This is a genomic window from Marinoscillum sp. MHG1-6 (assembly GCF_024714475.1).
Taxonomy (GTDB): domain Bacteria; phylum Bacteroidota; class Bacteroidia; order Cytophagales; family Cyclobacteriaceae; genus JAMZMI01.
In genome coordinates this window covers 1-10,748 of the sequence record NZ_JAMZMI010000011.1, presented here as the reverse complement: position 1 = coordinate 10,748, position 10,748 = coordinate 1, and the positions used below count along the sequence as shown (strand labels likewise).

Genomic DNA, 10,748 nt, shown 5'->3' with positions numbered 1-10,748 from the left:
TGACCATTCTTAACGCCATAAGAAATAAGCTACTGCACAGGGTAGTAGCGGTAGTTAAGAGAGGGACACCATATCAGGATAGAATTGCACTAAAAAAAGTTGAAATGGCTTGATTTTATCATAGATACGACCAGCTATCGGGCGTATGTCCGCAACTGGTGAATAGCACGAAAGTAGTGAAATCTGCCGAAGCTCACAACGGTTCCAAATGCCACTGCGTTCTGAAAATCAAAATCTCCTGCGAGCAAAAGATGGTAGAAAGCACTGCCATTTCTCAGCGGCAGATATCACGGTCGAGTTGCACTGAAACCAGCCAGAAAGCACTTAGACATATGCCCGATCAGCGTCTGTTGTAGCACGTTATTCTTCGGTTTTGAGATAAGTTCTACCATATTCCAGTTCCTTCAATTTGCCTTTTCGAGCTCTCCAGAGTTCATTGCTGAAGAATTCGTAAGGACCGAGAGTATCGGTTAAGGTTATTTGGTTGTATTTCTGCCCTGCCTGTTCAGGTTGAAGGTCACTGTTTAGAATCAAGTTGCCTTGTTCAAAACTCCACGTTCCATTGGTTGTTCCCCAGACAAGTCCTGTCTTCCAGAAATATTCAAAGGTGCTATCTTCCTTTAAGGTTATTGTGTAGTTGATGCCCATATCTTCTGGGCCTTGGAATTTTCCAGTTAGATCTGAGGTTAGCAAGTTCCTATTCGGAGAGCATGAGAGTAGAAATAATAAGCAGGTTGTTAAAAAGGAATGTCTCATGAGTTCAGAAATGTGCTACAACGCCTGGATAGAGCGAGTGGCCCTCCCTTGGCAATGAAAATCTAAACTAGCTAAATCTACGGTGAGATGCAACGGGTAAAAACTTACTGAGTTCTACAGATGAAGGCTCCTGACTGATCCAAGTGCTGAAAGAGATATTAGCTCCTAGAGTAGATTTGGCGGTGCGGTTTGTAGGCAAGCGGCTATGGAATGCGTTGGACATTCGGCTCTATCCCATGTTGTAGACCGTTTATTTCACAATGCCGTTAATGTTCTATTAAAGTATATTTTTTGTGTGTATGGAATACCATTTCTGATTCCATCTCTACTACAAAAGGATTCTGTTAATCGGTTGATTTGTTCAATATAGTCCATAAAGTCACTTTCATTGTTCAATTCTATACCCGTAGAACTATCGAAAAGTTTTTCTGTGATGAAATTAGCTAAGTCACTGTAGATTTTATCCGTATTCTGCTTAGCTACGAGTAAGATAAAGTGAGCTTCAATTGTCAATGGTTTTCCATACCATTTTGGTAGTTCTTTGCTTTTGCCACCAACTTTAAAAACTACAGGTAAAAAATCTCTCTCATTTGGTATTTTTTCCAAGTGCTTCTTGGCTATTCTTTTATTTACAGAGAAAAATATTGTGTCATTATTAAGATACCAATCTCCGACAGATCCTTGCCAGGATTTAGGTGGCGAGTCAGAAATATTGTACCCAAATTGAAGATCACCATATTTGTTTAGTTCCCATGTAGCTCCCCCAATTCCATACGGTATTCTATAACTTGCGTTGAAGTACTCAGATAAATTTGGATATGTAATTCTTTGAAGTTCTGGAAGACTCTGTCCAGAAAGGTGTGTACTGATTGCAATAATTAATATAGTTATTGATTGCCTCATTATTAGAAAGGTATGGTCTACAACGATCAGATATGGCGAGTGGCCACATCCGTCTGTAAAAAGCAGTAAAATAGTGAAACTGCCCAACACCCACAACGGCATCTACGAAGCACTGCGTTCTGCAAGTCTAAATCCAGAATAAAAAAAGTGGCTAGAAGCACAAGAGCCAGCAGAACCTGCCTGCCGGCAGGCAGGTGGGCAGGGTCACGGTCAAGTTGCACTGAAGCATCAGAAAGGCAGTTTGGCCATTCGCTATATCGCTTGTTACCACACGTTTAGTTTCGGTTGAATAATTCAGTTAGAAAATTAATCCGTTGTTCATCAGTTAGATTGTCCGTATTAACTGCATAGTTCAAGGCATATTCGTTCTTGCGTCCAAAAAGGAAAATAGTATTCACGTTATTACCGCTAATCTTCCAAATTAGAAAGTCTCCAGATTCATCAGTGTCTAGTATTTCGGTTGTATAGCCTTGATTCAAGTAGTATTCAGAATCCCACAAATAGAATTTATCTACCCATTGTTGATTCGTTAAACTGTCATGATGGAATGGGTACTTGTTCACTGGGTTGAGCGCTACTGCAATTGATGTTGAGTCTGCGTTCTTAAAATAGTGCTGCCTGCTCGTTTCGTTGTAATTCGTTTTCGTCCATTTCCCAGGAATGTCGATGTTACCATATGGAAAGAGCATTAACGATGTTACATTCTTCTCCTCGTTATAGCTGTCTGATATCAGCATTGTTGTTTGACTGGTTTTACAACCAGCAATGGTAGTTAGGAAGAGAAATATGACTACAAAGTTCCTGTTCATCGGCTAGAAGAGTATGTGTGGTAACGACCAGCTATGATGAGTGGGGATTAGAGAGCACTAACCTCTCGTCTCGTACATAGCCACGCCTTGATTTAAATTTACAATATGTGGCGGACTTTCCAATCCCCACCAAAATATCCTGACCGATGAAACCCCATTCATTCATAGCGGCCAGCTATGATGAGTGGGGATTAGAAAACACTAACCTCTCGTCTCGTACATAGCCACACCTTGATTTAAATTTAAAACTTATAGCGAACTTCCCAATCCCCACCAAACTATCCTGGACCGACAAAACCCCATTCATTCATAGCATTTGTTACCACACGTTTAATGCACGTCAATTCCATCAAAGTATATTTCGGTTATTGCGGTATCGTCCCATTTCAATCCAGGATAAACCTCAGCAATTTCAAACTTCATCGTAAAGCCAGGTTTCTTTTTTAAAAGTTCGAAGTTTGCTCGATCATCATAGCCAATAGGGGCAACCCTGAAATGTTGTTCAGCCTTGGAGTCCTCCAGTTCAAGAATGGCATATGGTTTATTGTCAATGAACATTTTTAATTTTTTGACTCTGGAATTGTTCTTCCAAGCATTATCATTTTTCACATAACCGTTTACGATAATTATTTCGGTTATTCTAGGATTCTCTGGCTTAACATGGTATTCAATATATTCACCAATTCCATACCCTTTGACTCCTTCCACCCATGCTGTTTCGTAGCTTAAATCGTGAGCGTTTTTTGCATTATATGTGTTGGTGCCTTGTGAAGTCAGTTCCGATGAAGCCGTTTGTGTGTCCTGTCCACCACCACAATACCAACTACATCCACCGCCAACAATATCCCACATGTTCTCATAAATTTCACCGTACTTTTCGATAATGGCCTGTTCTTCAGTTGTTAGTTCGTCCCAACTTCTATTACCCTGACTGAGGTCGTTCAGTGCTTTATCTCTTAAAGCCCATTCCTGTTGTATGGTTGGGTTGAAATCTACTACTTTCCCAAGTGTTGGTTGAAGAGTTAGCACATCTTGAGCGTTCAGGGAGTTCAGGAGTAAAAGAAAAGGTACTGTTAGCAGAATCTTCATGAGTATCGCTTATGTGTGGTAACGACCAGATAGCGCATGTGGCTATCCAATACAAATACCGGTAAGATAGTGATTTCTGCCGGAGCGAAACAATAAATAGAAAGCAATGAGAAATGCAAGTAAACCAAGCCCACGAGATGAAGTGGCAAACCGCAATGAAAAGTTCATGGAGGTAGAATCACGGGAGAGTTCCGATGAAAGTAGCGGAAAGCACAAAAAGCCATTTGCGCTATCGTCTGTTACCTCACGTTTATTCATGTTTTTCTTTGGAGGTTATTTAGATAGGGTTAACAAAAATGCGCTAAGAGATATTTCCAAATCTCCACAAGAGCGTATAAGCCAGCAAGAAGAGTTCCCAAGCCTACCGCTACATTATAAATATCGTTCTTGATGCGTTTTCGTTTTAAATCTTTCAATTGTTGCTTATAACCACCAGAACGAATGAACACAATGCCATTGTAGTTAATCTGAAACATCCACTGATTTGAATCTGAAACATTTACATATCTGTCTGAATTCAATTTTTGAAGAACCATATATGCCTCACTTGGAGTGATGTCTAGTTTAGCTAGTTTGCAAATATTATCACTATGTTGAAATTTGATATTTTCATTGGCGTATTCTCTGTTTAGATATGTTAAAACTTTATCTAGTTTTTGCTCAGGATTCATTTGTGTGGTAGATATGTGAGGTAACGACCAGCTATCGGGCGTATGTCCCCGACTGATCAAGTTGAGGTAAAAGTAGCAAATCTCACTACAGTTTCCAGAAAGCACTTAGACATATGCCCGATCAGCGTCTGTTATATTCTTTTCTCTTCGTTCCGGTTCAGACGTTCGCAGTTGTTCCAGATATGTTAAGCAGTCGTTCGAGTTTGCTGGTTGAAAAGTTCACCCGCATGCCATGGGTTAGCAGCTTGTCCAAAACCAGTTTGTTAGTTGCCCACAATGTTGCTCCGAGAAATATGACTTGAAGGCCAGGTTCTTGATAAAACCACGTGTCACGAAAAATCATCTCCGAGCCGACTTGTTCAAATGTCCAGAGTAAGAAGTTCAGAACGAAACTCATTGTTGTTCGACCAAGTTTGAAGTTCGTTGTTAATGCGTAAAAGCTGAGTTGAAGGAGCAATATGAGAATGTAAGTTGCAGTTATGAAGTGCCAGCCTATATCAAAAGAGATTTGTTCTTCTAGCCAGATGGTTGCAGGAAGAGCCAGAGATAAAACAATTGCTAGTACGTAGTGGATTGCGATTCGCATAATTGAATATAACGACCAGCTAGCAGGTGTATGCCTGCCCTGGATCATAGCTCTAAGATAGCGTAACTGCTCAACGACCACAACAGTATCTACAAAGAACTACATTCCACAAGATCAAATCCAGAAGCACAAAGGCTAAGAGGAGAGAAGAAGGCTCAGAATGAGTAGTGGAGCGGTGAAGTCGCTCCGATGCTTTTAAATGCTCTGAGCATATGACTGCTAGCGTTTGTTAGTCACTGTGTTATTCTTCAATTTCCAATGTTTCCAAGATTTTTTGGATGTCCTCTTTGAGGAAGTTGTCCGTTGAGTTTACATCGTTCAGATATTCTGTTATCTGAATTTGTAGTTGCATACTATCAAGTTCAACCACACCCCATGAATGACCTTCATTATGGTTATCCAATTCTAAACCAATGTGCAAGAACGGAATTGAGTACCTGTCAGTATTGAAAGTAGTTTGTCCAACGACCTTTGCAGATTGATGTTTTTCAATAAAACCTTCAGCAGAATCTTCAAAAAAGTCTTTAACTGGCCAGTCATTTTTTGTTTGACTCATCAGAGCGATTGTAAAGATATGAAAGTAGTTATCTTTTTTGTTAAGCCATACATAGAGCATCCTTTCTCCATTATCATTAATAGGAGGATTGTCAATATATGTGTCGGGGTATTTTAGCTTTATTCCAATAGGATCTAATTTACTGGTTTCAGCTACTTCCTTCTTTGTTAGTTCGAATGTTAGCAGTTTTTGTTCAGAACAAGAGAGTATGAAACAGATGAAGGTTAGAAAGAAATATCTCATGGGAAGGATTGTGACTAACGATCAGATATGGCGAGTGGCCATATCCTCTCTTAAAAGCAGAAAGGTAGTGAAACTGCCCAATCCCCGCAACAGTATCTACAATGTACTGCGTTGTGAAAGTCTAATTCCAGAAAGAAGGAAGTCGCTAGAAGCACAAAAGCTGGCAGAATGGGCAGTGTAACGGTCTAATTGCACAGACGTTTCAAATAGCTCAGTTGGCCATTCGCTATATCGCCTGTTGAGCACCGTCTACTTTTCGTAGATTTTCAGTTCTTCTTTTTTGCAGTTCACATACACGGCTCCTCGTTCACCTGTTGATCCCCAAACTGCCATTGCCTCGTTCTTCCCCATTCGTCTAATTTCGTCAATTTTTAGGTTCAGTAGTGGGTCAAGAGCATAGTAGATATTGTTGTTCGGTATTCCATTCGTGTAGTAGAAAGTTGAGTCTTCAGTGTTGAAGTATTTAAGAATTGATGCATCAAGAAGTTTAACGGTCTCTTTGGCTAATTTCTTCGTGTCCGTTACAGTTAAGCGAATTACTTCAGTTGAGCCGAGAGTTCCATATAGTTCCTTTCCATCTTCTTTGTTAAGGAGTTCGTAGTTCGTGATGTCAAGTTTGGCCAGTTTGTTAAAAAATGAAGGGTCAGCGGATGCAATTGCCAGTTCGTTTACAATGAATAATCTGCCACTTTGAAATCCAGCGATTAGAGAGTCACCTGAGATTTCTTGGGCGTTCGTTCGGGAAAATACCAGTAAAGTTGCAATTAAGAGAAAGTGTTTCATGTTCGCTCGATGGTGCTCAACGCCAAGCTAGCAGGTGTGCGCCCACCAGTTGTGACTAGCACTAAAGTAGCGAAACTGCCCAACTACCACAACAGTATCTACGAAGCACAGCACTCCGCAAATAAATAACCAGAACTACAGAAGATGCAAAAAGTGATAAAGTAGCAGAATGGGCAGTGAGCGATCAAGTCGTACTGGTCCTGGCAGCAAAGCACTTTGGCGCATAACTGCTAGCGACTGTTACAGGCCGTTATTTATCGCTTTACGTCCTGATTAATCCGTTTGTTCACTGGATCTGCGTTGAACATCACATAATCGTTTGAAACAGAATTGAGTTCGTTAAGGAGTTCTTGAGTCGGTTCGATCTTATTTCCAAGTTCGTCAAATGCCTCAACTGATCTCGCGAGGCTAAAAATGAGAGAATCACCTCCTTCACAGCTTGTTCCAATATGGAAGATATCAGTTTGATAAGTACAGTTTGCTCGGAGTTGTTCGTTCGGATAATAATAGTTCCAGTCTCCAATTTTATAGTTGTAAAACTGTTTACAAGGTCCTGATGAACAACATTGTGTGTAACTTCCAATTTGATAGTTCCCTCTTGATTTCAGCTTGCCGTTAGGATAATATTCGCTGCACTCTTTAACTTTTAGCAAGCTCGTTTCTCCATAGTTGTTCACAGCGTAATAGCCAATGAAACTGAATTCATTCCCCTTATCAAAAGTCTCGTATGTTAGTTTTGAGTTGCCAAAATAACCACACTCGTTGATGGAAAATTTGTTTTCAACTGGAGGAGAATAGATGTAGCCGAATGTTTTACACCCAAGGAGAAATGTTAGTCCGATGATTCTAGAAAGTGCCTTCACGATTTGCAAGTATGGCCTGTAACGCCAAGCTAGCAGGTGTGCGCCCACCAGTTGTGACTAGCACTAAAGTAGCGAAACTGCCCAACTACCACAACAGTATCTACGAAGCACAGCACTCCGCAAATAAATAACCAGAACTACAGAAGATGCAAAAAGTGATAAAGTAGCAGAATGGGCAGTGAGCGATCAAGTCGTACTGGTCCTGGCAGCAAAGCACTTTGGCGCATAACTGCTAGCGACTGTTACAGGCCGTTATTTATCGCTTTACGTCCTGATTAATCCGTTTGTTCACTGGATCTGCGTTGAACATCACATAATCGTTTGAAACAGAATTGAGTTCGTTAAGGAGTTCTTGAGTCGGTTCGATCTTATTTCCAAGTTCGTCAAATGCCTCAACTGATCTCGCGAGGCTAAAAATGAGAGAATCACCTCCTTCACAGCTTGTTCCAATATGGAAGATATCAGTTTGATAAGTACAGTTTGCTCGGAGTTGTTCGTTCGGATAATAATAGTTCCAGTCTCCAATTTTATAGTTGTAAAACTGTTTACAAGGTCCTGATGAACAACATTGTGTGTAACTTCCAATTTGATAGTTCCCTCTTGATTTCAGCTTGCCGTTAGGATAATATTCGCTGCACTCTTTAACTTTTAGCAAGCTCGTTTCTCCATAGTTGTTCACAGCGTAATAGCCAATGAAACTGAATTCATTCCCCTTATCAAAAGTCTCGTATGTTAGTTTTGAGTTGCCAAAATAACCACACTCGTTGATGGAAAATTTGTTTTCAACTGGAGGAGAATAGATGTAGCCGAATGTTTTACACCCAAGGAGAAATGTTAGTCCGATGATTCTAGAAAGTGCCTTCACGATTTGCAAGTATGGCCTGTAACGCCAAGCTAGCAGGAGTGCGCCCCGAGCTTGGCAAGTTCAGATAAAACTAATGAATCTGCCGGTGCTTCCAAAGTATCAGATAACCGCTGCGTTTAGAAAGATGAAAAACTCCTGCGAGATGCGCCAAGTAAAAAGCACAAACCTTTCCCAGCGGTAGATTCATGGCCTACGCGGCGCGGTGATGTTCGCACTGAAGTTTGTAAAGTGGTAGTTGGCGCATTCGTGCTCAGCGAATGTTAGTAGCTTTTTTAATTCGATCGTGGAAAAAAAATACTACTATTCCAAGGGTCATACATACCGTTCCTAGTATGTAATCTGAATTTGATGATTCCGACGCTGTTTCAAATTCGAGAGTTTCCTTTTTAGATAGGTATTCGTGTCCGCTAATTGAAAATGAGGTTAAAAAGATTGGTTCCTCCGTTCCTACCAAATGTTCCTGATACTTTGGAATGCTCAATTTAATTCGGTTACCCGGCTTAAAGCTCTGTTCAAACAGGCTTTTGTTAAAGAACCTTAAGTAGTTCGCAGAAATTTGAAATTTGTTTGGGAATTCATCTAGGAAAACATAATACTGTTTCCCCATTTTTTTCCATCCAGTTTTGTCTTGAAAGGAGTAGTGTGAAACTTTTCCGTTAAGATCGACTAGGTCTGCTGTTGAAAGTGGTCGTTCGTGGGTTAAATGTTCAATGATGAAGTATATACCCATCCCGACTAGGAGGAAAGCTCTGAAATTTCTATCGGTTAGGTACTTCATTTGCGGATTGCGAGAATTGCTACTAACGACCAGCTATCGGGCGTATGTCACGCAGCTAGTGAATAGCACGAAAGTAGTGAAATCTGCCGAAGCTCACAACGCTTCCAAATGGTAGTGCGTTCCACAAGTCTAAAAATCCTGCGAGCTGAAGTAAGTAGAAAGCACTGCCATATCTCAGCGGCAGATTCACGGTCGAGTTACTCTAAAACCAGCCAGAAAGCACTATGACATATGCCCGATCAGCGTCTGTTATGCGCTTTTTCACTCTCTAGTTTGTGTTAGTTGAGCAGTTACGGTGAAGCAGTCAAAACATACAAAATTGTGAATTACCATGCAGTCTGCTAGATCATATTTATCTCCAATTGAATCAATTTGAGCGTAAAATGTCATTCTGTTCGAGCAATCTGGACATGTTGGAAAGTCACTTTCAGCAAGATCATCTGGTTGGCCACCTAAGAAATGTCGAGTTCCTGCAACTTCATTCCATTCGTATCCAACAGCGTCTTTTGCCTCTTCTGTTTCAGGTTGTGGCAGTAAGTTAATTTTGGGGATTTTCATTATTATGAGCGAGTTGAGATCATTAGAGTTGGTTGTTCACCCTGTTCCACTTTTCTGAAGTTCACAAAGGCCGAACATTCAAGAATTGCCTCCAAAAGTTCAGGTGCTTGTTCCTTAAGAAGATGCCCTTTCGTTATTTCGATATGTGTTGGTTCGTCGCTAAGTTCATCTACACAGTCAATCCAAGCGTCCATGTTCTCTCCGTAGTAGTCAGGGAAGTTCATTTGCTTCTTGAATTCTGAGTGGAAGCTTTTCCAGTTTGTGATCTTGTTACCGTTAATTCTATAGGTTTTCATTATTCGAGTTGCACATGTTGCGCATAACGCCCAGCTAGCGGGCGGATGTCCCGAGCTTGGCAATTTCCGATAAAACTAGCGATCCTGCGCCACACCTACAACGCTATCTACGAAGTACTGCGTTAACCCAGACATCCGCTAGAACTGCAGGCAGTTCTTCTACGCACTGAAAGTCACAGAAGGGGTAGGGAGCGGTAGGTTCCTGGGATGGTTGCTAGTAGCAGTTGACGCGGACGGCTAGTCATCTGCATCGCTAGCGCATGTTAGCATTCTTTAACCTTCGATTAAGCAGTTCCTTTGAGGGTTCAGGTAGTCTAACTGCTTTTCTTCAAAGAGTTGTTCCAGAGCTTCGCATCCTTTGTCGATTTTGTAATCTCGTTCCTTCTCAGTTATAGGAATTAACCAGTAGCAATGAAAAGTCTTATTATCATGGTTGAAGAGTTCAAGTTCTTCTCCGTCCAAATATGGCAATGAAATGAAACCATGATCGCATCTAGAGTCACTCATCCAAGGTTGTCCGATGTTCACTGTGTGGTGGATGTTCAGAGGCTCCGAGTTTCTATGGAATGATGCGTTGATCGTTAGTAGCTCAATAAGTGAATCATCTTGAGATGGTGAGTAAACAAAGAGTTCAATGAGGTTGTCATCAGTTCGATCCAATGACATTCCAACAGTTAGGTAAGTCCACATGTTATGAACTTTGTTAGGTTCAACTTCCAGAACATAGAAGTCAGGATGTAATTTGTTTTGTGGCCCTTTTGCCCACTTCTTAACGCTTCCAGAAGTTCCGAAATACTTCTTGTAGTGATTGCGAAGTGCTTTGGTATATGTTGGTTTGGAAAATAAGTTCATTCCGAAATGAATGCTAACCTTTAGCTTCCCTTCCTATAAATATTCCAAGAAACTGAATTTAATAACTTAAAGATAGGAAAGGCAGGTTTTGAACCAAGCGCTAACCAGGATTTGAGACCTATTGGTCGATTTGGTACCTG

The 10,748-nt window shown here is 40.9% G+C and carries 14 protein-coding genes; 1 reads left to right on the top strand and 13 read right to left on the bottom strand.

The window, feature by feature from the left end:
• Positions 1-360: 360 nt before the first annotated feature.
• The 7 genes from NXR94_RS16900 to NXR94_RS16870 all read right to left on the bottom strand — a co-directional run bounded on the left by NXR94_RS16900 (position 361) and on the right by NXR94_RS16870 (position 5,370).
• On the bottom strand, positions 361-648 hold the full coding sequence (locus NXR94_RS16900) for a hypothetical protein (RefSeq protein WP_258105859.1): 288 nt from the start codon (positions 646-648) through the stop codon (positions 361-363).
• A 363-nt stretch (positions 649-1,011) separates the two neighbouring features.
• Positions 1,012-1,659, bottom strand: a complete 648-nt coding sequence (locus NXR94_RS16895) for a hypothetical protein (protein WP_258105858.1) — start codon at positions 1,657-1,659, stop codon at positions 1,012-1,014.
• A 275-nt stretch (positions 1,660-1,934) separates the two neighbouring features.
• Positions 1,935-2,468, bottom strand: coding sequence for a hypothetical protein (locus tag NXR94_RS16890; RefSeq protein WP_258105857.1), 534 nt, complete (start codon positions 2,466-2,468; stop codon positions 1,935-1,937).
• Between the two features lie 330 nt (positions 2,469-2,798).
• Positions 2,799-3,557: a hypothetical protein gene (locus NXR94_RS16885; protein WP_258105856.1), complete on the bottom strand. Its 759-nt coding sequence runs from the start codon at positions 3,555-3,557 to the stop codon at positions 2,799-2,801.
• Between the two features lie 287 nt (positions 3,558-3,844).
• Positions 3,845-4,228 carry a hypothetical protein gene (locus NXR94_RS16880; RefSeq protein WP_258105855.1) on the bottom strand — a complete coding sequence of 128 codons (384 nt, stop codon included), beginning with the start codon at positions 4,226-4,228 and terminating at the stop codon, positions 3,845-3,847.
• A gap of 157 nt (positions 4,229-4,385) precedes the next feature.
• Entirely contained in the window at positions 4,386-4,814 is a 429-nt protein-coding gene (locus NXR94_RS16875; protein WP_258105854.1) for a hypothetical protein, read from the bottom strand.
• Between the two features lie 241 nt (positions 4,815-5,055).
• On the bottom strand, positions 5,056-5,370 hold the full coding sequence (locus NXR94_RS16870) for a hypothetical protein (RefSeq protein ID WP_258105853.1): 315 nt from the start codon (positions 5,368-5,370) through the stop codon (positions 5,056-5,058).
• 208 nt (positions 5,371-5,578) lie between these two features.
• Here NXR94_RS16870 and NXR94_RS16865 point away from each other — a divergent pair, with 208 nt between their 5' ends.
• The gene (locus NXR94_RS16865) at positions 5,579-5,794 is read left to right on the top strand and encodes a hypothetical protein (RefSeq protein ID WP_258105852.1); all 216 of its coding nucleotides are present in this window, start codon (positions 5,579-5,581) and stop codon (positions 5,792-5,794) included.
• Between the two features lie 68 nt (positions 5,795-5,862).
• Here NXR94_RS16865 and NXR94_RS16860 read toward each other — a convergent pair whose 3' ends face one another.
• From NXR94_RS16860 to NXR94_RS16835, 6 genes are all read right to left on the bottom strand, one after another.
• Complete coding sequence (locus tag NXR94_RS16860; RefSeq protein WP_258105851.1) at positions 5,863-6,396, bottom strand: hypothetical protein; 534 nt, start codon at positions 6,394-6,396, stop codon at positions 5,863-5,865.
• A 254-nt stretch (positions 6,397-6,650) separates the two neighbouring features.
• Positions 6,651-7,259: a hypothetical protein gene (locus NXR94_RS16855; RefSeq protein WP_258105850.1), complete on the bottom strand. Its 609-nt coding sequence runs from the start codon at positions 7,257-7,259 to the stop codon at positions 6,651-6,653.
• Between the two features lie 256 nt (positions 7,260-7,515).
• Positions 7,516-8,124 carry a hypothetical protein gene (locus NXR94_RS16850; protein ID WP_258105850.1) on the bottom strand — a complete coding sequence of 203 codons (609 nt, stop codon included), beginning with the start codon at positions 8,122-8,124 and terminating at the stop codon, positions 7,516-7,518.
• Positions 8,125-9,163: 1,039 nt separating this feature from the next.
• Positions 9,164-9,460, bottom strand: a complete 297-nt coding sequence (locus NXR94_RS16845; protein WP_258105849.1) for a hypothetical protein — start codon at positions 9,458-9,460, stop codon at positions 9,164-9,166.
• A gap of 2 nt (positions 9,461-9,462) precedes the next feature.
• Positions 9,463-9,756 carry a barstar family protein gene (locus NXR94_RS16840; RefSeq protein WP_258105848.1) on the bottom strand — a complete coding sequence of 98 codons (294 nt, stop codon included), beginning with the start codon at positions 9,754-9,756 and terminating at the stop codon, positions 9,463-9,465.
• 273 nt (positions 9,757-10,029) lie between these two features.
• On the bottom strand, positions 10,030-10,608 hold the full coding sequence (locus tag NXR94_RS16835; RefSeq protein ID WP_258105847.1) for a suppressor of fused domain protein: 579 nt from the start codon (positions 10,606-10,608) through the stop codon (positions 10,030-10,032).
• Positions 10,609-10,748 lie beyond the last annotated feature (140 nt).

What these genes read in the sequence shown, in the direction of transcription:
- NXR94_RS16870 (WP_258105853.1), bottom strand. Translation starts at nt 5,370, where the DNA reads ATGAGTCAAACAAAAAATGACTGGCCAGTTAAAGACTTTTTTGAAGAT.
- NXR94_RS16875 (WP_258105854.1), bottom strand. Translation starts at nt 4,814, where the DNA reads ATGCGAATCGCAATCCACTACGTACTAGCAATTGTTTTATCTCTGGCT.
- NXR94_RS16840 (WP_258105848.1), bottom strand. Translation starts at nt 9,756, where the DNA reads ATGAAAACCTATAGAATTAACGGTAACAAGATCACAAACTGGAAAAGC.
- NXR94_RS16885 (WP_258105856.1), bottom strand. Translation starts at nt 3,557, where the DNA reads ATGAAGATTCTGCTAACAGTACCTTTTCTTTTACTCCTGAACTCCCTG.
- NXR94_RS16880 (WP_258105855.1), bottom strand. Translation starts at nt 4,228, where the DNA reads ATGAATCCTGAGCAAAAACTAGATAAAGTTTTAACATATCTAAACAGA.
- NXR94_RS16890 (WP_258105857.1), bottom strand. Translation starts at nt 2,468, where the DNA reads ATGAACAGGAACTTTGTAGTCATATTTCTCTTCCTAACTACCATTGCT.
- NXR94_RS16895 (WP_258105858.1), bottom strand. Translation starts at nt 1,659, where the DNA reads ATGAGGCAATCAATAACTATATTAATTATTGCAATCAGTACACACCTT.
- NXR94_RS16845 (WP_258105849.1), bottom strand. Translation starts at nt 9,460, where the DNA reads ATGAAAATCCCCAAAATTAACTTACTGCCACAACCTGAAACAGAAGAG.
- NXR94_RS16900 (WP_258105859.1), bottom strand. Translation starts at nt 648, where the DNA reads ATGGGCATCAACTACACAATAACCTTAAAGGAAGATAGCACCTTTGAA.
- NXR94_RS16865 (WP_258105852.1), top strand. Translation starts at nt 5,579, where the DNA reads ATGAAACAGATGAAGGTTAGAAAGAAATATCTCATGGGAAGGATTGTG.
- NXR94_RS16860 (WP_258105851.1), bottom strand. Translation starts at nt 6,396, where the DNA reads ATGAAACACTTTCTCTTAATTGCAACTTTACTGGTATTTTCCCGAACG.
- NXR94_RS16835 (WP_258105847.1), bottom strand. Translation starts at nt 10,608, where the DNA reads ATGAACTTATTTTCCAAACCAACATATACCAAAGCACTTCGCAATCAC.